This window comes from Streptomyces sp. M92, assembly GCF_028473745.1.
Classification (GTDB): Bacteria; Actinomycetota; Actinomycetes; order Streptomycetales; family Streptomycetaceae; genus Streptomyces.
Map to the genome: position 1 here is coordinate 1952927 of NZ_CP101137.1, position 19702 is coordinate 1972628.

The 19702-nt window shown below is 73.3% G+C and carries 24 protein-coding genes and 1 pseudogene; 15 read left to right on the forward strand and 10 right to left on the reverse strand.

From position 1 onward, the window contains the following. The first annotated feature begins 13 nt into the window (after positions 1-13). The 4 genes from M6G08_RS08855 to M6G08_RS08870 are packed head-to-tail and all read left to right on the forward strand — an operon-like array spanning position 14 to position 1995. Positions 14-388, forward strand: coding sequence for a Tat pathway signal sequence domain protein (locus M6G08_RS08855; RefSeq protein WP_272586625.1), 375 nt, complete (start codon positions 14-16; stop codon positions 386-388). Then, on the forward strand, positions 385-1029 hold the full coding sequence (locus M6G08_RS08860; protein WP_272586626.1) for a class F sortase: 645 nt from the start codon (positions 385-387) through the stop codon (positions 1027-1029). The genes M6G08_RS08855 and M6G08_RS08860 overlap by 4 nt, the downstream gene beginning before the upstream one ends. Next, positions 1026-1517 carry an RNA polymerase sigma factor gene (locus M6G08_RS08865; protein ID WP_272586627.1) on the forward strand — a complete coding sequence of 164 codons (492 nt, stop codon included), beginning with the start codon at positions 1026-1028 and terminating at the stop codon, positions 1515-1517. Before M6G08_RS08860 ends, M6G08_RS08865 begins: the two co-directional genes overlap by 4 nt. Beyond that, a complete protein-coding gene (locus tag M6G08_RS08870; RefSeq protein WP_272586628.1) occupies positions 1501-1995 on the forward strand; it encodes a hypothetical protein in 495 nt (164 codons plus the stop codon). The genes M6G08_RS08865 and M6G08_RS08870 overlap by 17 nt, the downstream gene beginning before the upstream one ends. Before the next feature lie 538 nt (positions 1996-2533). Here the strand turns inward: M6G08_RS08870 and M6G08_RS08875 are convergent. The 3 genes from M6G08_RS08875 to M6G08_RS08885 all read right to left on the reverse strand — a co-directional run bounded on the left by M6G08_RS08875 (position 2534) and on the right by M6G08_RS08885 (position 5004). Continuing rightward, positions 2534-2854: an SCO5918 family protein gene (locus tag M6G08_RS08875; protein WP_272586629.1), complete on the reverse strand. Its 321-nt coding sequence runs from the start codon at positions 2852-2854 to the stop codon at positions 2534-2536. 61 nt (positions 2855-2915) lie between these two features. After that, positions 2916-4523 carry a DEAD/DEAH box helicase gene (locus M6G08_RS08880; RefSeq protein WP_272586630.1) on the reverse strand — a complete coding sequence of 536 codons (1608 nt, stop codon included), beginning with the start codon at positions 4521-4523 and terminating at the stop codon, positions 2916-2918. Positions 4524-4800: 277 nt separating this feature from the next. Next, on the reverse strand, positions 4801-5004 hold the full coding sequence (locus M6G08_RS08885) for a cold-shock protein (protein WP_019324834.1): 204 nt from the start codon (positions 5002-5004) through the stop codon (positions 4801-4803). Between the two features lie 376 nt (positions 5005-5380). Here M6G08_RS08885 and M6G08_RS08890 point away from each other — a divergent pair, with 376 nt between their 5' ends. Then, entirely contained in the window at positions 5381-6007 is a 627-nt protein-coding gene (locus M6G08_RS08890; protein ID WP_272586631.1) for a VOC family protein, read from the forward strand. A gap of 57 nt (positions 6008-6064) precedes the next feature. Here the strand turns inward: M6G08_RS08890 and M6G08_RS08895 are convergent, their stop codons facing one another. Then, positions 6065-6193: a hypothetical protein gene (locus M6G08_RS08895; RefSeq protein ID WP_272586632.1), complete on the reverse strand. Its 129-nt coding sequence runs from the start codon at positions 6191-6193 to the stop codon at positions 6065-6067. A gap of 83 nt (positions 6194-6276) precedes the next feature. Between M6G08_RS08895 and M6G08_RS08900 the strand changes: the two genes are divergently transcribed. Beyond that, positions 6277-7647, forward strand: coding sequence for a phosphatase PAP2 family protein (locus M6G08_RS08900; RefSeq protein ID WP_272586633.1), 1371 nt, complete (start codon positions 6277-6279; stop codon positions 7645-7647). On the opposite strand, the gene M6G08_RS08905 is transcribed toward M6G08_RS08900, so the two are convergent. The 4 genes from M6G08_RS08905 to M6G08_RS08920 form a co-directional block, all read right to left on the reverse strand. Then, positions 7593-8462 (reverse strand): GNAT family N-acetyltransferase, encoded by an 870-nt coding sequence (locus tag M6G08_RS08905; RefSeq protein ID WP_272586634.1) that lies wholly within the window; start codon positions 8460-8462, stop codon positions 7593-7595. The two genes, M6G08_RS08900 and M6G08_RS08905, sit on opposite strands and share 55 nt — an antisense overlap. A gap of 67 nt (positions 8463-8529) precedes the next feature. Continuing rightward, positions 8530-9114 carry a TerD family protein gene (locus M6G08_RS08910; RefSeq protein WP_272586635.1) on the reverse strand — a complete coding sequence of 195 codons (585 nt, stop codon included), beginning with the start codon at positions 9112-9114 and terminating at the stop codon, positions 8530-8532. Positions 9115-9139: 25 nt separating this feature from the next. After that, complete coding sequence (locus M6G08_RS08915; RefSeq protein WP_272586636.1) at positions 9140-9715, reverse strand: TerD family protein; 576 nt, start codon at positions 9713-9715, stop codon at positions 9140-9142. A gap of 60 nt (positions 9716-9775) precedes the next feature. Then, positions 9776-10042: a GlsB/YeaQ/YmgE family stress response membrane protein gene (locus tag M6G08_RS08920; protein ID WP_272586637.1), complete on the reverse strand. Its 267-nt coding sequence runs from the start codon at positions 10040-10042 to the stop codon at positions 9776-9778. A 106-nt stretch (positions 10043-10148) separates the two neighbouring features. Between M6G08_RS08920 and M6G08_RS08925 the strand changes: the two genes are divergently transcribed. Together M6G08_RS08925 and M6G08_RS08930 are read left to right on the forward strand one after the other, a co-directional pair. Further along, the gene (locus tag M6G08_RS08925; RefSeq protein WP_272586638.1) at positions 10149-11273 is read left to right on the forward strand and encodes an ABC transporter substrate-binding protein; all 1125 of its coding nucleotides are present in this window, start codon (positions 10149-10151) and stop codon (positions 11271-11273) included. Between the two features lie 89 nt (positions 11274-11362). Then, positions 11363-11503: pseudogene (locus M6G08_RS08930) on the forward strand (ABC transporter substrate-binding protein); the annotation flags it as partial. Positions 11504-11926: 423 nt separating this feature from the next. On the opposite strand, the gene M6G08_RS08935 reads toward M6G08_RS08930, so the two are convergent. Further along, positions 11927-13171 carry a cation:proton antiporter gene (locus tag M6G08_RS08935; protein ID WP_272586639.1) on the reverse strand — a complete coding sequence of 415 codons (1245 nt, stop codon included), beginning with the start codon at positions 13169-13171 and terminating at the stop codon, positions 11927-11929. A gap of 174 nt (positions 13172-13345) precedes the next feature. Between M6G08_RS08935 and M6G08_RS08940 the strand changes: the two genes are divergently transcribed. Continuing rightward, a complete protein-coding gene (locus M6G08_RS08940; RefSeq protein WP_272586640.1) occupies positions 13346-13783 on the forward strand; it encodes an NfeD family protein in 438 nt (145 codons plus the stop codon). A gap of 66 nt (positions 13784-13849) precedes the next feature. Beyond that, a complete protein-coding gene (locus M6G08_RS08945; protein WP_272586641.1) occupies positions 13850-14992 on the forward strand; it encodes an SPFH domain-containing protein in 1143 nt (380 codons plus the stop codon). A 40-nt stretch (positions 14993-15032) separates the two neighbouring features. On the opposite strand, the gene M6G08_RS08950 is transcribed toward M6G08_RS08945, so the two are convergent. Then, positions 15033-15719, reverse strand: coding sequence for an alpha/beta fold hydrolase (locus tag M6G08_RS08950; protein WP_272586642.1), 687 nt, complete (start codon positions 15717-15719; stop codon positions 15033-15035). Positions 15720-15814: 95 nt separating this feature from the next. Here M6G08_RS08950 and M6G08_RS08955 point away from each other — a divergent pair, with 95 nt between their 5' ends. The 5 genes from M6G08_RS08955 to M6G08_RS08975 all read left to right on the forward strand — a co-directional run bounded on the left by M6G08_RS08955 (position 15815) and on the right by M6G08_RS08975 (position 19700). Next, a complete protein-coding gene (locus tag M6G08_RS08955; protein WP_272586643.1) occupies positions 15815-16777 on the forward strand; it encodes a helix-turn-helix transcriptional regulator in 963 nt (320 codons plus the stop codon). Positions 16778-16946: 169 nt separating this feature from the next. After that, entirely contained in the window at positions 16947-17693 is a 747-nt protein-coding gene (locus M6G08_RS08960) for a class I SAM-dependent methyltransferase (RefSeq protein ID WP_272586644.1), read from the forward strand. A gap of 155 nt (positions 17694-17848) precedes the next feature. Beyond that, on the forward strand, positions 17849-18184 hold the full coding sequence (locus tag M6G08_RS08965; RefSeq protein WP_272586645.1) for a helix-turn-helix domain-containing protein: 336 nt from the start codon (positions 17849-17851) through the stop codon (positions 18182-18184). A 189-nt stretch (positions 18185-18373) separates the two neighbouring features. Beyond that, positions 18374-18550, forward strand: a complete 177-nt coding sequence (locus M6G08_RS08970; RefSeq protein WP_272586646.1) for an LxmA leader domain family RiPP — start codon at positions 18374-18376, stop codon at positions 18548-18550. Between the two features lie 184 nt (positions 18551-18734). Then, a complete protein-coding gene (locus M6G08_RS08975; RefSeq protein ID WP_272586647.1) occupies positions 18735-19700 on the forward strand; it encodes an LLM class flavin-dependent oxidoreductase in 966 nt (321 codons plus the stop codon). The last annotated feature ends 2 nt before the right edge of the window (positions 19701-19702 follow it).

Below are 19702 nucleotides of genomic sequence, written 5' to 3' on the forward strand. Positions count from 1 at the left end.
AGAGAGCGACCCGATGCGCCGCACCATCCTCAGCGCCGTGGCCCTGGCCTGCACCGCCGTACTGGCGGGCACCGCGCCCGCGTTCGCCGACGACCCCACCCCGGCCCCCTCCGCCCCGGTCACCGCGACCCCGAGCCCCACCACCGCACCGTCCGCGGCGCCGACGCCCTCCGTCAGCGTCCCGGCCCCCGCGGCCGAGCCGTCCGAGGCGCCGGCCGACGGCCAGGTGTCCGTCGTGCCCGAGGGCGGGGCCGACACCGGGACGGCGGTCCCGTCGTCCTCCGGGAGCGACGCCGGGCTGATCGGCGCGGGCGCCGGTGCCGGGCTCCTCGCGGGCGGCGCGGTCCTCTTCGTCGTACGCCGCCGGCGGGCGGCGACCGGGGCATGACCCGGCGCCGCTCCGGGCGCGCCCTCGTCGCCGCCGTACTGGCCGCGGTCCTCGCGGGCTGCGGCGGTCAGGGGAGTGACGCGGGCGGTCCGGGACCCGGCGACGGGAACGACGCGACCGCCCGGTCCGCGATCACGACCCCCGCTCCGGCCGGGAAACAGGTGCGGCCGCTGGCGCGCTCGGAGCCGGTCGGCCTGCGCATCCCGGACATCGGCGTGGACACCCCGGTCATGCGGCTGGGGCTGGCGGCCGACCGCACGGTGGAGGTTCCGCCGGTCACGGACGACGACGTCGCGGGCTGGTACCGGCACTCGCCGACCCCGGGCCAGGTCGGACCGTCCGTCGTCCTCGGCCATGTCACCGTCGGCACCCACGGCGACGGCGTCTTCAGCCGGCTCGGGCAACTGCGCCGGGGCGACCTGATCGAGGCGCGCCGGGAGGACGGCACGGCGGCTCGGTTCACGGTCACCGAGGTACGGACGGTGGCGAAGGCGGACTTCCCGACCGACGACGTCTACGGAGACGTCGACCGCCCGGAGCTGCGGCTCATCACCTGCGGTGGGCCGCGCAGCGGCGACGAGTACCGGGACAACGTCATCGTCTTCGCCGAGCTGAGCGCGACCACGAGTGGAGAGCGTTGAAACGGTCCCGTGACAGGGCGGCGTCCGAGCTGTTCGCCGCCCTGTATCCGCGCCTCGCCGGCTGGTGCCGCCGGCTCGTCGACGACGACGGCACGGCCCACGAGATCGCCTCGGAGGCGTTCACCCGGCTCTGGGCCCGCTGGACGTCCGTGGACGAACCCCGGGGCTTCCTCTACGTCACCGCCGCCAACCTCGTCCGCGACCACTGGCGCAAGCTGGAGCGCGAGCGCCGGGCGGTGCGCCGGGTCACGGCCGAGGTCGCCGTACGCCCGCACCCCGAGCAGGCCGACCCCTCGGTGCGGCTGCTCGTACAGTCCTTGCCGGAGCGGCTGCGCGTGCCGATCCTGCTGCACTACTACGCCGACATGCCGATCCGGGAGGTGTCCGTGCTGACCGGGCGCAAGGAGGGGACCGTCAAGGCCGACCTGCACGCGGCCCGTGAACTGCTCCGCGGCCACCTGAGGAGAAGCGTTGACCACACGCCTTGAGGACGGGCCAGACGACCCGGGGTCCGAGCGGGACGGCGACGATCCACTGCTGGTGGTGCTGCGCCCCGGGGCCGACTACCTCGGCCCGCCGCCGGGCCGCTACGAGGCGATCCGCCGGGCCGCGTCCCGCCGGCGGCTGCTGCGCGCCGCGGCCGGCGCCGCCGCGACCGCTGCCGCCGCCGCGCTGATCGCGCTGCCGCTGAACTGGTCGGCCCCGTCGCCGCCCGCCCGCCCGACGGCTCCGCTGGCTCCCGCTCCCGCACCGTCCCGGGAGCCCTCGCCCCCTTGGTCGGCGACCCCCAGCCCCGAGGCGTCCTCACCGCCCGCGACCCGGACGCCCCCGACGGCCGTACCGAGCGCGCCGCCCACCGGGGCCCCGGCGCCATCGGACCCACCCGGTGCGGAGCCGTCGGCCGGTCCGAGCACGGCGGCGGTCCCGTCGGAGAACGGCGGGCCGAGTGCCGCGTCAGGACACTGAGCCGTCGGCCGGCCGACCGCGCCGGTCCCTCGAACGGTGAGTGACCGGCACCGAGCGACACCCGGGCGCCCGACCGGGCGGTGGCCCTGACCGGACACCGGCCATCGGCGGCCCCGCACCGGCCGGAGACCGACCGTCAGGGGGCATCGGCGGGCCGCACCGGCCGGACACAGGGCCGTCCGGAAGCGCCTGTGGCGGGACACCGACCGGCAATGACCGGACACCGGCCATCGGCGGCCCCGCACCGGCCGGAGACCGACCGCCAGGGGGCATCGGCGGCCCGCACCGGCCGGACACAGGGCCGTCCGGAAGCGCCTGTGGCGGGACACCGACCGGCAATGACCGGACACCGGCCATCGGCGGCCCCGCACCGGCCGGACACCGACCGCCAGGGGGCATCGGCGGCCCGCACCGGCCGGACACAGGACCGTCCGCAAGCGCCCGCGGCGGGACACCGACCGTCAGCCGGCCGTACGCCCACCGCCGGAGGGCGGCGCCGCGCGTGCAGGGACGCCCGGCGCGTCGTGCCCGCTCGTCCTCACCCGTCCAGTGGCGTGGTGCCGCCGAGCAGCGCCGACGCCGTCTCGACCGGTGTGGCGGTGGGCGCCGGCGCGGGCGTGGCGCCGGGCGCGGCGTGGCAGGTGAAGCCCAGGCGGGTCATGGCCCGGGTGACCTCGCCGGCGGAGAAGTCGCGGCGGTCCTGCCGGGTGATGACCTCGCCGACCTGCTTGACGGGGTACCGGCGGCGGCCGACGGTCACCGACTCACCCGTGACGGGTTCCGGCGTCACGCCCTTCATCGACTCCACCACCCCGTCCTTGGTGAGGTCGAACGGGTACCGGGCGATGACACAGCGCATGATGCCTCCACGTAGGGGGACGGGGCGGATGGAATTTGCCGGTCGTTGTCTCGGACGGGTCCTATGCCGACGCGCCACCGGAGGACCGGCGCCGCGGACCGCGACGCGGGGCGTCACCGGCGGGCCGGCCCTGGGCGCCCGGGGCGCCACGCCGCCGGCCGGGGCCTTCCTGACGGGTGCGGCCCTGACCGGTGTTCTCCTGGCGGGTACGGCTCTGCCCCGTGCCCGGCTGCCCGGCGCCCGACTGGCCGGAGCGCTCCTGGCCGGTGCGGCCCTGCCCGCCGCCGCCTCGGCGCCGGCGGGAGGAGGAGCCCCCGCCGGCCGCCGCGCGACGCGGGCGCTCCACGACGGGCGCGGTGATCACGACCGGGACTCCGGACGGTGCCTGCGCGCCGGTGATGCGGGACAGCTCCGCCTCGCCCGAACGTACCGGCGTGACCAGGGGGGTGATACCGGCCAGGGACATGAGCCGGGTCATCTCGCGCCGCTGGTCCGGCGTCACCAGGGTGACGACGCTGCCGGACTCGCCGGCCCGGGCCGTACGGCCGCCGCGGTGCAGGTAGTCCTTGTGGTCGCTGGGCGGATCGACGTTGACGACCAGGTCGAGGTTGTCGACGTGGATGCCGCGGGCCGCGACGTTGGTCGCCACCAGCGCGGTCACGTGCCCGTCCTTGAACTGGGCGAGCGTCCGGGTGCGCTGCGGCTGGGACTTGCCGCCGTGCAGCCCCGCCGCGCGGACGCCGCTCTTCAGCAGCTGCTTCACCAGCCGGTCCACCCGGTGCTTGGTGTCCAGGAACATGATCACCCGGCCGTCGCGGGCCGCGATCTCGACGGTCGCGCGCTGCTTGTCCTCCTCGTGCACGTGCAGCACGTGGTGCTCCATCGTGGTCACGGCACCGGCCGACGGGTCGACGGAGTGGACCACCGGGTCGGTCAGGTAGCGGCGGACCAGCCGGTCGACGTTGCGGTCCAGGGTGGCCGAGAACAGCATCCGCTGCCCGTCCGGCCGCACCTGGTCGAGCAGGGCGGTGACCTGCGGCATGAAGCCCATGTCGGTCATCTGGTCGGCCTCGTCGAGGACGGTGATCGTGACGTCGTCCAGCCGGCAGTCGCCCCGGTCGATGAGGTCCTTGAGCCGTCCGGGCGTCGCGACGACGACCTCCGCGCCGGCTCGCAGGGCGCCGGCCTGCCGGCCGATCGACATGCCGCCGACGACAGTCGCCGAGCGCAGGCCCACCGCACGGGCGTACGGCGCCAGCGCGTCGGTGACCTGCTGGGCGAGCTCCCGGGTGGGGACGAGGACGAGCGCGAGCGGGCGCTTGGACTCGGCGCGCCGGCCCGCCGTGCGGGCCAGCATGGCCAGACCGAAGGCGAGCGTCTTGCCCGAACCCGTGCGGCCGCGGCCCAGCACGTCACGCCCGGCCAGGGAGTTCGGCAGGGTCGCCGCCTGGATCGGGAAAGGCGCGGTCACCCCCTCGTCGCCGAGCGCGGCCAGCATCCGGGCCGGCATGTCGAGTTCGGCGAAGGTGTCGACGGCGGGCAGCGCGGGCGTGACCGTCTTGGGCAGCGCGAACTCCCCCTGCGGGGCGGCGGGCCTGCGGCCGGGGGCCTGCGAGCGGCGGGGGCCGCCACCGGAGCGTCGGCGGTCATTGGTGCGTACGCGGTTCATGGGGAACCTTCCTTGATACGGCACGTATCAAGGGAGTCCCGCAGCGGGGGAACCGCGCGGCGAATCGCAAGAACGAGCCGGCTCGGCCGCTGTCGGCGCATTGCATCGCGCGGACGCGGACCGGGAAACGAAAAAAAGAGAATCGAAACGCAACGAGTCGGAATGCCGTGAAGCGAAGCGGAGTGAAACGAAGCGAAGCGAAGAGAAGTGAGACGGAACGCGAGCGAGGGCCCGCACCCCACGGTGCGGGCCCTGGCTGCGAAGTGATGCGAGCGCGTCAGGCGACGACGATGTTCTCGGCGGTCGGCCCCTTCTGGCCCTGCGCGATGTCGAAGGTCACCTTCTGGCCCTCGAGCAGCTCACGGAAGCCCTGGGCGGCGATGTTCGAGTAGTGGGCGAAGACGTCGGGGCCGCCGCCGTCCTGCTCGATGAAGCCGAAGCCCTTTTCCGAGTTGAACCACTTAACGGTACCGGAAGCCATGTTTTTCTCCTTCGGGACGGTGCTCGGAGTTCACCCTGTGCGAACTCCGGTCGCCGTGATGATCACCCCGTCGGAAAAAACCTTCAGGCAACCACAACTGCAACTTCCTACGACAGTAGCACGCCACGTTCGCCGGAGGGCCGGAAAAAACCCGCTCCGACCGGGCCTGCCGGGGAATATTCGTACCCGCCCCGGGGCCGGCCTGCGGGGACGGCACGCTGCCCTTGGACCTGGACGGTGACGTCCTTCACGCCTTCGGGGCAAGGTCCGGCCGGTCGACGTGGCCCTCGTGCCGGGGGACGCCCTCCGGCGGGGCCGGCGGACCCGTCAGTTTTCGAGAAGCGCCGGCGGCCCGGCCGCCCATACCGTCGACGACATGAACGCCATCGACTCCATCACCCTGGAGGTGGCCGACCCCGAGGCCGCCGCCCGTTTCTACTCCGCCGCCTTCGGACTGGACTCGTCGCGGCTGGGCCTGCGCGCCTCCGAGGCCCCCACGACCGGCTTCCGCGGTTTCACCCTCTCCCTGGTGGTCTCCCAGCCGGGCAATGTCGACGCGCTCCTCACCGCCGCGGTCGACGCCGGCGCCACCGTCCTCAAGCCCGCCGCCAAGTCGCTGTGGGGCTACGGCGGCGTGGTGCGGGCGCCCGACGGGACGGTGTGGCAGCTCGCGACGTCCAAGAAGAAGGACACCGGCCCGGTCACCAGGGACTTCGACGAGCTGGTGCTTCTGCTGGGCGTCGAGGACGTGAAGGCCAGCAAGCGGTTCTACGCCGAGCAGGGCCTCACCGTCGCCAAGAGCTTCGGCGGCAAGTACGTCGAGTTCGACACCGGCTCCGGCGCCGTCAAGCTGTCCCTGTACAAGCGCGGCGGCCTCGCCAAGGTCGCCGGTGTCGCTCCCGACGGCACCGGGTCGCACCGGCTCGTGCTCCATGGCGCCTCCCGCCCGTTCAGCGACCCCGACGGGTTCGTCTGGGAGGCGGCCGAGCCCTCCAGGGCCTGACCCGCACCGGAATCCGCACCGGAACTCCGTCCGGAACCCGCGCCGGAACCCGTTCCGTCATCCCCCCGTCTTCTCCTGTCGACGGGCCCGTACATTGCCCTTCGACAGGAAGACGACCGGCCCCGGCTCACCGCCCGTCGTCTTCGCCGGATTCCTTGCTATGGAGGCCATTTCGGGCTGTTTCATAGCAAACAGAATAAAGATTGAGACACATGCCACCGCGGGTGTTTTCACGAATATGCCGCCAACCACGGGCGAGACTCTGGGCCGTGGCGGGTGTGGCGGCCCTCGCGTTCCTCGTCGTGCTGGAGATCGCCGCGCGTCGCTACGGCGAGCGGGGCCCGCTCACCAACCAGGCGAGAGAGGCCGTGTTCGCCCCCGCGTCGGGGCCGCTGCTGTACGCCGGCCTGGCGTTGACGATGGTGGTGCTCACCTGGCGGCAGCGGTTCCTCGCGGCCGGCGCCGCGGTCGGTGTCGACCTCGTCTTCGCGCTGGTGCGGTGGGCGGCCGGGGCGACGGTGACCGAGGGGCACTCGTTCGGCAACGGCGCGCTGTGGGCGATCCTCGGCTGCGCGGCCGTCGCCGTCACGCGCCGCACCGGCCCGGACCGGGCCCTGCTGCTGAAGGGCGTCGGCCTGGGCCTGCTGCTGGTGGCCGGACGCAAGACGGGCGACGCCTGGCTGCTGATCACCTCCAAGACCCGCCCGGACGTCCTCGACGAGTACGTGGCGACCGCCGACCGCGCGCTCGGCAACCCGTCGTGGGTGATGGGCCGCCTGGTCGAGGCCACCGAACCGGTCGGGCCGCACATCCTGGACTGGGTCTACGCCCAGCTCGCGGTGGCCGCGGCCGTGGCCGCGCTCTACCAGCTGCGCAACGTGGCCGCCGAGCGCCGCTTCCCCCGGCACCACCTGGTGCGCACCTTCCTGCTGATCGGCCTGCTGGGACCGGCCGTCTACATGGTCTTCCCCGTGGTCGGGCCCGTCTTCCTCTACGGCACGGGCGCCTTCGGCACCGGCGGCGAGGAATGGGCCGTCGCCGACATCTGGCCCAACGCCCTGCCCCCGCTCGCCCCGCCCCACCCGGTGACGTACGACGGGGTCACACCCCGCAACTGCATGCCCAGCCTGCACACGGCCTGGGCGGTCACGATCTTCATCCACACCCGCCGGAGCCCGCGCCTCCTGCGCTACGCAGGAACGTTTTGGCTGGTCGCCACGCTCACCGCGACCCTCGGCTTCGGCTACCACTACGGTATCGACCTCGTCGCCGGCGTGGTGTTCGCGGTCACCATCGAGGCGGCACTGCGCTCGTACGACCGGGGCTGGGACCGGTCGGGGGTCCGGCTGGTCGCTCACGGCACGGTCGTCTTCGCTGCGGTCCTGGCGTCGTCCCGCTACCTGTCCCTGGAGATGGCCCACCACCCGTGGGTGTTCGGACCGCTCCTCCTGCTCGCCATGGCCTCGGTGGTCCACGGCTACGTGCGGACCGCCAGGAAGTGGGAGCCGAAGGCGGCGGCCGTGCCCCGGCAGGCGGAGGCACCACCGGAGGCACCACGGCTCGAACCGGCCCTGAGCCCGCTCGCTCAGCCGGCGCCGCACGCGAAGTCGTACACGGACCACTCGGCGACCGGGCGGTAACCGAGGCGCTGGTACAGGGCGTTGCTGGTCGGGTTGGCCGCGTTCGTGTACAGCACGACCTCCCGGGCGCCGGCGGCCCGCGCGGCCCGGCTCACCTCGGCGGTCACGGCACCCGCGTAGCCGTGGCCGCGCAGGCGGGCCGGGGTGTAGACGGGGTCCACCTGGATCACCCCGGCGACCATCGGGTTGGCGCCGGCCATGGAGACGGGCGTGCCGTCCGGACGCTCCCAGTAGGTGTAGCGCTTGTCGGCGAACCGGGTGCCGGCCCAGGAGCCGGCGTCGACCGTGACGGCCTCCCGCACGTCCGCCGCGAACTCGGCGCACCAGCGGATGAGGTGCTCTTGGTCCTCCTCGCCCACGGCCCGGCCCCGGCCCGCCGGGAGCGGGTCCGGCGGGGTGAGCGTGCCGAGGCGGTGCAGGCGGAGCCGTACGCGCGGCGTGGGCGTCGCCCCCGTGCGGCGCTGCCACGCCTCGGCGAAGGCGGTGGCGGTGCGGTCCTCGGCGCTGACGTAGGGGAGCCGGTGGCCGAGGTCCGCCAGGTGCGCGGCGAGGGCGTCGGCCTGGCCCGGGGCCAGGGGGGTCGGGGCCAGCCCGAGGGACGGGAGGCGGTGGAAGACGGCGCGGACCTCACCGCCTTCCACCAGCCGACCGAAGAGGGGTGCCCCGGGCCCGTACGCGGCCGCCCCGCGCGCCCGCAGCCTCGCGATCGCCGTCAGCGCCGCGATGTGCAGGCCGGGGCGCGAGCGCAGGAAGTCCCCGGCGCGGGCCATGAAGGCGTCGACGTCCTCGGTGAGCCGCCAGTCGTCCGTTCGCATGCCGTATGGTCCCCGGCGGACCCGGCCGCCGGGAAGAGCGCCTGCCCCGCAGCGCCGGACGCACCGGCTACTTGCTGACGGCGAACCGCATCAGCGCGTGCTCGTCGCCCTGCTTGACCTTCCCCGTCTCGTTGACGACCTCCAGCTTCCAGGCGCCGTCCACCCGCACGGCCTTGGCCACGGCGCAGGCGTTGTCCTGGCTGAGCAGGCTGGGCCAGATGTCGGCGACCTGCTGGGTGCTGCCGCCGGTCGCGTCGTAGACCTTGAAGCTGATGTTGCGGGCCTTCTGGAAGGCGCTGCCCTTCTTGTACGCGGCGGCGACGAACACGACGGACGTGATGGGGGCGGGGAGCCGGGCGAACTCGACGGTCACCGTCTCGTCGTCGCCGTCCCCGTGCCCGGTCTGGTTGTCGCCGCTGTGCAGGAGCGAGCCGTTGCCCATGGGGTCGAGGGAGTCGAGGCCGGCCAGGCGTACCGGGTCGCCGCCCTGCATGGCGACGGCGATCAGGTCGAGGTCGGTGCCGGTCTTGCGGCGGAGCTTGCCGAGCACCCCGCCGCTGCTGCCGGCGGTCGGGTCCCAGGAGACGCCGATGGACAGGTGGGTCACCCCGTCCAGGTCCGCGGGGCCGTCTTCCTTCGTCAGCGTGATCATGTGGCGTTCTTCCTTGGATGTCGTGTCAGACGTTGACGCCGAAGTCGGCGGCGATGCCGGCCAGTCCCGAGGCGTAGCCCTGCCCGACCGCCCGGAACTTCCACTCCGCGCCGTGCCGGTAGAGCTCGCCGAAGACCATCGCGGTCTCGGTCGAGGCGTCCTCGGAGAGGTCGTAGCGGGCGATCTCCCGGCCGTCGGCCTGGTTGACGACGCGGATGAAGGCGTTGCGGACCTGTCCGAAGCTCTGGCCGCGGTTGTGCGCGTCGTGGATGGAGACCGGGAAGACGATCCGGTCGACCCCGGCGGGGACGGCGGCGAGGTCCACCTTGACGGCCTCGTCGTCACCCTCGCCCTCGCCGGTGAGGTTGTCGCCGGTGTGCTCGACCGAACCGTCCGGGCTGGTGAGGTTGTTGTAGAAGACGAAGTGACCGTCCGTCGGGACCTTGCCGGAGGCGTCGAGGAGCAGCGCCGAGGCGTCCAGGTCGTAGTCGGTGCCGGTCGTGGTGCGCACGTCCCAGCCCAGGCCGACCAGTACGGCGGTCAGGCCGGGGGCCTCCTTGCTCAGCGAGACGTTGCCGCCCTTGGCCAGGGACACTCCCATTGCGTACTCCTTCTCGATGTCTGTGACGCGACGTGGCAGAGGGCTCGGCGGACGGCCCGGTCAGCGCCGGGAGTTGCCGAACAGCAGGCGGTAGCCGATCAGCAGCACGAGGGCGCCGACCACGGCCGATCCCCACGTCGCGGCGTCGAAGAACTCCCGCCGCACCGGCCGGTCGAGGAACTCGGCCGACAGCCAGCCGCCGAGGAAGGCACCGGCGATGCCGATGACCGTCGTGCCGACGCAACCACCGGGATCCCGTCCGGGCAGGATCGCCTTGGCGATCGCTCCGGCGAGCAGTCCCAGCACCAGCCAGGCGATGACACCCATACTTCCGCGCTCCTTCCACTGCTGTCCGGACAGCTTAGCTTCTACAAATATGTAGAAGTATGGGTGGTGGCGGTGCCGGGACGGCGGCACGGGGAGACTGCGGCCCATGAACACTCCAGCATCACCAGCACCCCGCCCCGGGCCGCGGCGCTCCCCCGGTTCCACCGTCCGGATCGGCGTCCTCGTACCGCTGACCCGGCCCGGCTGGACCGAGGCGGGCCGGCACCTGCTGGCCGGACTCGAACTGGCCGTCGCCGAGGCCAACGGCACCGGGGGGATCGGCGGGCGGCCACTGGAGCTGGTGGTCCGGGACACCGCCGCCGATCCGCGGCGGGCGACCGCGGCCGTGGACGAGCTGGCCGGTCTCGGCGTGGCCGCCCTCGCCGGGGAGTACCACAGCGTCGTCGCCCGCGCCGCCGCCGCCGGGGCCGAGGCCGCAGGCCTGCCGTTCCTCTGTTCGTCGGCCGTGCTCGACGCGCTCACCGACCGGCCGGCCGAATCGGTCGCGCGGCTCCCCCCGCCGCAGTCGTACGGCTGGCGGATCTACGCGGACTTCCTGCTCGGCGCGGGCCACACCCGTATCGCCGTGGCGGCCGAACCGAGCGTGTACTGGGAGTCGGGGACCCGCATCCTCCGCGAGCACCTCGCCCCGCACGGCGCCACCGTGACCGCACTCGACGCCCGCGCGCTCCCGCCCGCCGCCGTGTGCGACGAACTCGCCGCCGACGGCGCCACCGCCCTGCTCCTGCTCACCGGCTTCCCGGACCCGGCCGTGCCGCTCGTCAGGTCGGTCCGCCGCGACCGGCGCCTCGCCGGGCTCCTGATCGGCGCCCCGGCCGGACAGCCGGAGTTCACCGAGTGGGCGGAGCTGCTGGGCGACGACGGCGCCGGCGTCCCCTTCCTGCGGTACCTGCCCGAGCGGCTCGGGCCGCTCGGGGCGCGCGTCGGGGCGGCCCTGCGGGAGCGGCTGGCCGAGGCGCCCTCCTTCGTCGCCTTCGAGGGCTACGACACCGTCACGGTCCTCGCCGCCATGCTGCGCGCCCACGGCCCCGACCGGGCGCGCCTCACCGCCTCCTGGCCGCACACCGCGGTCGACGGCACCCGCGGCCGGCTCAGGTTCACCCGCACGCCCGGCAGCGGTGTGTGGCAGTGGGCCGGGCCCCCCGTCCAGGTCGTCGACCGGGACTCTGCGGTGCCCGGCCGCTTCCGGGTGCTGCACACGGTCGGCTGACGGTCAGCCGTTCGCGAGGCCTCTGGGTCGTACGCGCCCGTGGGGGCCCGGGTCGGGTGCGTGGCGTCGTGCCGTGGCGGTGGACGGTTGTCGATGGCACGCGCGGGCGGATCAGGTTCACTCGCACGCCCGGCAGCGGGGTGTGGCAGTGGGTCCGGCCCCCGGTCCAGGTCGTCGACCGGCGCCCGGCGGTGCCCGGCCGCTTCCGGGTGCTGCACACGGTCGGCTGACGGTCAGCCGTTCGCGACGCCCTCCGGTCGGACAGGCCCCTGACGTCCGGCCCCGGACCAGCCGGCCGCGCACCGGATCACCGGTCGCCAGGACCTCGTCGGTCGGCGCTCTGAGCTTGCCGCCTTCGAAACCGGGGTGGACGACTCGACGCCGTGCCCGACGACGTCCTCGGCGGACGGGCCCCGCACGGCCCGTCGGGCCGGGGCGCAGCGCGTGGCCTTCTGTTCGCCGTGCCGAAGCCGGACCGCCCCCGGGACGAAACGGCGAACAGCGCACACGGCACCGCGGCGTTGCCGACAGGACCGCCCGTCACCGCGAGGTCCCTTCACGAGGCCCGGTCCCCGCCGTCGCGCACCGGCCGGCCACGGCGACTCGGCCGACGCGGGACGGCACGACGGGCGGGGGCCGGGCCCCCGCCCCGCTCACCACGCCTCCGAGTCGTCCGCCGTCCCCCACGCGGGCCGGGACGGGCGGCGCTCGCCCGGTCCCGCCCCGCCGCGCGCCGTCCGGGCCCGCGCCCGCGCCGCCAGCAGCGGGAGGACCAGCACGGAGATCATCGCGGCGCCGACCAGGGCCGCCGCCCGGTCGCTGCCCAGCAGCTCCTGGTCCACACCGATGGTCGTGATCGCCACGACGAGGGGCAGGCACGTCGAGGCGAACAGGGCCAGCGCCGTCCGGTCGGCGCCGTGCAGGTCCTTCGGGGCGAGGAGGTACACGGGCCCGCCGCGCACCAGGACGAACAGCACCAGGAAGGCCGGCACCAGCAGCAGGGCGACCGGGTCGTGCAGCAGGGCGTCGAGGTCGAACTCGATACCGGTGACCACGTAGAACAGCGGCACCAGGAACCCGAACCCCATCGCCTCCACCTTGCCGAGGACCTCGTCGCCGGCCTCCGGCACGGCCCGCCGCAGCACGAGCCGGGTCAGCACCCCGGCGGCGAAGGCGCCCAGCAGCACGTCCAGGCCGAACACCTCGGCGAGACCCAGCATGCAGGCCAGCAGCAGCATGACGAACCGGACCGCGAACTGCCCGCTGCTGTGCAGGGTCCGCTCGGTCAGCTCACCGAACCACCGGGGCCGCGGACGCAGCGCCCAGAACACGGCGCCGGCGGTGACCACCCCGAACGCGACGAGCAGGGCCGCCGACTCGGCCGGCCGGCGCCCGCTGAGCAGCAGCGCCATCGCCACGACGGGGCCGAACTCACCGACCGCGCCGAACGCCGAAACCACCGTCCCGAAGCGGCCCCGCAGCTCCCCGCGGTCCCGCAGCATCGGCAGTACGGTCCCCAGCGCCGTACTGGTCAGGGCGGTCCCGACGACGAACGCCTCGAACACCTCGCCGCCGCTGAACAGGAAGCCCGCACCGATGCCGAGCAGGAGCGAGACCGGCCACGCCCACAGCGCCCGGCGCAGGGTGTCGCCCCGGACCGCGGCGAACTCGATCTCGTAGCCGGCCAGGAAGATCAGCATCGACAGCCCGAGGTCGGCGAGCGTGTCGACGACCTCGCCGGGACGCGCCCAGCCCAGCACCTGCGGACCGATGACGATACCGAGGGCGATCTCGAAGATGACCAGGGGAACGCGGACCCGGCGCCCCGCGAGGTGCACGAGCAGGGGAGCCAGGACGGCGGCCGCCATGATCAGGATCAGGGTGCCGGGGTGGGTCATCGGCGTCCTTCTGGCAGGCGGCGAGCGCGGGCCGTGCTCGCACCCGGCCGCTGCCACTCTGACCCGACGGCCCGCGCCGGACCACCCGGGGTACGCCGGCGGAGCGAAGACCCTGTCTGCCCGGCGTTCCGGAAGGTACTTTGGTGGGGAAGGCCCCATAAGGAGGGCGATTCGATGCCGTGGTTCGTATGGCTGCTCGCCGCCGCGGCGCTGGGTGCCGCGGAGTTCTTCACCCTGACGCTGGTCCTCGGTCTGCTGGCCGGTGCCGCGCTGGTCGCCGCCGTGGTCGCCGGTGTGGGCGTCGGTCTGCTCGGGCAACTGGTGGCGCTCGCCGTGGCGGCGGTGGCGGGCCTCGTCCTGGTGCGTCCCGTCGCGCTGCGGCAGATGGCGCGGCAACCCCTCACCCGCGAGGGCAGCGACGCGCTGATAGGCAAGCGGGCCGAGGTCGTACGGGAGGTCACCGCGACCCACGGCCTGATCAAGCTCTCCGGCGAGGAATGGTCCGCCCGAGCCCTCGACGAGAGCCTGGTGATCCCGGTGGGCGCGCTGGTGGACGTGATGGAGATCGAAGGCGCCACGGCAGTGGTCTACCCCCGCGAACTCCTGCCGTGAGGCCATGACCGTGAACGGCTGAACGAACGGCTGAACGCCGAACCCACCGCAAGCAATGGAGGCACTGTGGACCCAGTTGTCATCCCCATCCTCTTGGCGGCCCTCGTCGTCGTCTTCCTCGTGGCCTCCACCGTGCGGATCGTCCCGCAGGCACGCCGCTACAACGTCGAGCGCTTCGGCCGCTACCGGCGGACGCTGCAGCCCGGACTGAACCTGGTCGTGCCGGTGGCGGACCGCATCAACACCAAGCTCGACGTGCGCGAGCAGGTCTATTCGTCCGACCCCCGGCCGGTGATCACCGAGGACAACCTCGTGGTGAACATCGACACGGTGCTCTACTACCAGATCACCGACCCGCGCGCGGCGGCCTACGAGGTCGCCGACTACCTCCAGGCGATCGACCAGCTCACCGTGACGACGCTGCGCAACGTCATCGGCAGCATGGATCTGGAGGAGACCCTGACCTCCCGCGAGGAGATCAACTCCCGGCTGCGCGCCGTCCTCGACGACGCCACCGGCAAGTGGGGCATCCGCGTCAACCGCGTCGAGATCAAGGCCATCGACCCGCCGCACACCATCAAGGAGGCGATGGAGAAGCAGATGCGGGCCGAACGCGACAAGCGCGCGGCGATCCTGCACGCCGAAGGCGAGCGGCAGGCCAAGATCCTCACCGCCGAGGGCACACGGCAGAAGGACATCCTGGAGGCACAGGGCACGCAGCAGGCCATGATCCTGCGGGCGGACGGCGAGGCCAAGGCGGTGGAGCTGGTCTTCCAGGCCGTCCACCGCAACAACGCCGACCCGAAGGTGCTGGCCTACAAGTACCTGGAGACGCTCCCGCACCTGGCGAGCAGCGACAACAACACGTTCTGGGTGATCCCGGGCGAGCTGACCGAGGCGGTCCGCACCGTCACCCACGCCTTCGGCGACCAGTCGGCGTCGGGCGGCCCCGCGAAGCCGGTGCCGGCGGAGGAGGAGGCCACCGCCGACGCCACGGACTCGGCCGACGCCACCGGCGCGGCGGCCGGAACGGGAACCCCCGAGCTCGGCCCGGCGGGCCGGTCGGTCTCCCTCGACGCCGCCACGGCCGCCGACGAGGCCGGGAAGCAGGCCGCCGCCGCGGTCGACGACGCCAGGGCGGAAGCGGAGGCCGCACAGTCCACGCAGGTGCCCCGCCGGGGACGGACGTCCGGCGACCGAGCGACGTAGCAGCGACGTGGAGAGGTAGTGACGTAACGACGTAGTGACGTCAGGCGGCGTCGGCCGCCGACGCCAGTACCCGGGCCAGCCCGACCGGCCGGGAGACCATCGGCCAGTGGCCCGAGTCGATGTCGGCGAAGCCGACGTGCTCGGCGCGGGCCAGTTCCGGGACGTCACCGGCGTCGATCCACGCCTTCGCCTGGGCAGCTGTGAACTCCGGGCACACGAGCACGACGGGGACACCGAACCTGCGCTCGTCCGTCAGCCGCACCACCCCTCTGGTCACCCCGGCGGGCACCGGAATCGCGGCCGCCGCCAGCCGCTGCCGGGCCGTGTCGTCCAGGTCCGCGGCGTCCGCCCCCTGGAAGGGGGCCCAGCCGGGGAAGGGCACGACGCCGTCGCGCACCTCGAAGAAGTCGGCGTAGGGCTGACCGTCCACGGCAGGGACACCGCCGATCAGGGCGACCCCGGCCACCTTCCCGGGCCGCCGGTCGGCGGCCAGCCAGGCCAGCGTGCAGGCGGCCGAGTGCCCCACCACCAAGGGCCTGCCCGGCGCCGAGTCCACCGCGTCGAGCACCGTCGCCAGCTGGTCGTCCAGCGTGGCGGACGCGTCACCCACCCCCTGGCCCGGCAGGGTGAGCGGCACCGGCCGGTGGCCGAGCGCCTCCAGCGCGGGCACGACGCGGTCCCAGGCGGAGCCGTCCAGCCAGAGGCCGCCGATGAGCAGAATGTCCATGATCAGTACTCCGTCTTCCTTCGTCGTCCACGGCGTCCAGGAGCCACCGTAGGAAGAGATCCGGACGATCCACTGCCGGTATTAACCTGGCTCCCGTGACCAACGAACTCAGCCCCACCGCACGGGCGTTGCGCACCCTGGACATCCTCCGGGCCCGCCCCGTCACGACGGCGGCGGAACTCGCCGAGCGGCTGGACGTCACGGAGCGCGCCGCGCGCCGGTACGTCGAGATCCTGCGGGAGGCCGGCATCCCCGTGGAGTCGGCCCGGGGACCGCACGGCGGCTACCGCCTCGGCCGCGGAACGCGGCTGCCCCCCGTGCACTTCACGCAGTCCGAGGCCCTCGGCCTCGTGATGGCCGTACTCGGCGCCCAGCCGGCCGCGGACGACGCCGACGACCTGGTCGGCACCGCCCTGGGCAAGGTCGTCAAGGCGCTGCCGGAGACCGTCGGCCGGCAGGCGGCGAAGCTGCGCGAGTACGCGTCCGCCGCGCCGGACCCGTATGCCACCCGTCCCGACCCGGCCGTGGCCGGCGAGATCGTCGACGCCGTCGCGACCCGGCGCCGGGTGTCGGTCACCTACCGCAGCGAGTCCGGCGACGAGTGGGAGGCGGAGCTGGACCCCTGGGCCCTCGTCGTCCGGCACGGGCACTGGTACGTGCTGTGCCACTCCCACCGCGCGAACGCGATCCGCACCTACCGGGCCGACCGGGTCCGTACGGTCCGGCCGACCGGGCACGCCTTCGAGCCGCCGGAGGACCTGGACCCGGTGGCGGTGCTGGAGCGGAACCTGGGCCTCGGCTGGGCGTTCCCCACCCGCGTGGTGTTCGACGCCCCGCCGGACGAAGTGGCCCCCTGGGTCCGCCCGCCCATGGGCCGGCTCGAACCCCTGGGGGAAGGGTGCGTGCTGACCGGCAGCACCCGCAACCCGGCCATGTACGCCCAGGAATGGCTGGCGAGGATGCCGTTCGCCTTCCGCGTCCGGGGCGGGGAGGAACTGCGGTCCGCGGTCGCGGCACTCGGCGCACGCCTCGCCGCCGCGGCGGAGGACGACTGCTGACCGGGGGGCGGTGTCCCGGTCGGAGGACCAATTCACCGGCGACCGGGTGACGACGAATTCTGGTTAAGATCGACCGGCTCCCGTCGCTGAGCCCTGTTCCCGTGGCCGGATTCCCGGGCGACGCTCGCGATTTCACCGGGAGCGCACTTCAATCACCCGGAGGTCCTCGATGGCTGCCAACAACGTGCATTACGACGAGAAACTCGCCGGCGTCTACGACCAGATGTACCCGATAGAATTCGACACCTCCCTCGCGGTCGATTTCATCGCCGCCCTGGCCCCGGCGGGCGGCCGGGTCCTCGAACTCGGCGTGGGCAACGGACGGATCGCTCTGCCACTGGCGGCACGCGGCTTCCAGGTCCACGGAATCGACGCCTCGGAAGCCATGCTGGCGGTCCTGCGCAAGCGCGACGCGAGGAACGAGGTGGTCACGGAGACCGGTGACTTCACCGAGACGGGAACAGGTCTGACCTTCGACGTCGTGACGGTCGTTCTGAACACCTTCTTCGTCGCGGTGACCAAGGAGCAGCAGCTCGGCTGCCTGCGGCTGGCGCGCGAACAGCTCGTTGCGAACGGAAAGTTCATCCTTGAAGCATTCGATCCCGCTCCCTACCACGCCATGGAGAAGCAGGACTTCTCGATGCGCCACCTCGCCGACGGCGCGGTCATGCTCGACACCCTCGCCGTCGACCGCGCGCACCAGTTGATGTACGGCACGCACACGATCGTCGACGGCGGCAGGCCGGAGACGAAGCACCATGTCCTGCGCTACGCCTTCCCGTTCGAGATCGACCTCCTCGCCGAGCTGGCGGGACTGCGCCTGGTGGACCGTTGGGAGGACTGGGAGCGCAACCCCTACACGGCCCGGAGTCCGCGTCACGTCTCCGTGTACGAACGGGCCGACGCCCCCGCGTGAGCGGCGCCCGGCGGATCCCGGGCGGAGTTCCGGGCGGCACGCGTGGCAGGGTTCACTCGGCCGTTCCCGTATTGGGCCGTTATCGCAGGTGGACGTCTGGTGAAGAACTGACTTAGGGTCACCGCAAAGTATGCAAACGGGGAGGTTGTTCAGTAGTGGGGATCCTGCTGACTGAGACCGCAGCCGCGCCGGCCGGGCCTGACCAGCTCGTCACCGACGCAGGCAGTGAGACCGCGATGTGCGGGTGCGAGGGGCCGCCCACCCTCAGTTTCGACACCTCGGGTGTGTCGAGACTGACCGGCAGAGAGCGCGAGGTGCTGCTGCTGGTGGCCGCCGCGTTGCCCAACGGCACGATCGCCCGCCGGCTCGGCATCGCCGAACGCACGGTGAAGGCACACGTTTCCAGCATCGTCGAAAAGCTCCAAGTGGCGTCCCGGCTGGAGGCCGCGCTTCTGGTGCATCTGCACCACGAGCTGATCTGCCCGGAATAGCGCCGGCCCGACTGCCCTTTGGGTCACCTCCCCAAAGGGCAATGGCCGGAACACTCGCCCGAGTTCCACAATGAGATGTCCTCGGCGACACGGCGAATGAAGGGGCCACGAGCTCCCGGTTCGCCGATCGCCGATCGCTGCCGTTTTCTCGGCGGCGACTTCCATGTGAACACTCTAGGAGAGTGCGGAATGCAGAACGACATCGAAATCATGGAGCTCGTCGGTGGTTTCGAGGCCTACACCGAGGCGGCGGAGCTGAACATGGAGGCTTCCGTTCAGGCCCCGGCCGCCACCCCGACCGCCACCATCGTCTACACGAAGTTCTCCGTCGCGAGCGTCACGCTCACCGCGAAGAAGGGCTGCTGACCCAGCGGTCGCACCATGACGGTCCTGGACGCGGCCAGTGCGTCCAGGACCGTCTGCGCGGGCCCTCGGAGATCCGGGGACCTCTCGTGCCGGACCCTTCTCCCATTGTGCGCCAGGCAGCCGTCCGAGTGACCTTCGGGCCGCCCCGCACCGGTCTCACCCACGAACCACCGGAGCCTCAGCGATGAGCCGTCACGTTTCCGTCCTTCTGCCGTTCGTCCCCGTCCGGGCGGAACAGGCGGCGCCCTTCGGGGCGTTCGTCCAGTGGCGCGGCGCGCGCGCCCTCTGGCAGGGGCAGGGCTCATCCGTCGAGCAGCACCAGATCTTCAGCCAGCTCAGCGGCATGGGCATGCGTGTGCCCTTCGGCATCGGCGTCTCACTGATGCCGCTCCGCCATCCGCTGCTCGCCGCGCTGGAGGCCCGTACCGTCGCCGCCTCCTCCGGGCACCCGGTCGTCGCGGGGTTCGGCCCCGGCGCCCGCTCCTTCCAGGCCGCGGCCCTGGGCGAGCCCTACGCCAGTCCGCTCACCGCCTCCCGCGAGTACCTCACCCTGGTCCGCGCCCTGCTCCGGGGCGGTGAAGTCGACCAGCGGGGCACCTACTTCTCGTACGCCGGAACCCTGCCGCGGTTGCCCGCGCCGGACGTGGAGATCGGCCTCGGCGTGCTGCGGCCGGGCATGGCCCGGCTCGCCGGTGAGACCGCCGACGTGGCCATCACCTGGCTGACACCGCCCGGATACGTGCGGGACGTGCTGATACCCGCTCTGCGCGACGGCGCCGAGGCCGCGGGCCGTCCCGTGCCCCGCGTCGTCGCCTTCGTGCCCACCGCCGCGGCGGCCGACGGCCGCGACCTGGTGGCCGCCCTCGCCCAGGGGAGTTCCGGTCACTTCCAGGGACCGCACTACCGGGACATGCTCCAGCGCGCGGGCGTGCGGGTGCGCGACGCCGACCACGACGGCATCGCCCGGGGCCTGCTGCGCACCGGCGGCATGCTCGCCGGGGACGCCGACGAGATCGGCGCGGGCGTGGCCGCCTACCACGAGGCAGGCGTCGACGAGGTCGTCCTCAACTGCGCCGGTGTCGCCCTGCGGTGGGGGCCCCGGGCGGTCCTGACCGACCTGGACCTGCTGTTCCGCGGCAACGCCTGGTGACG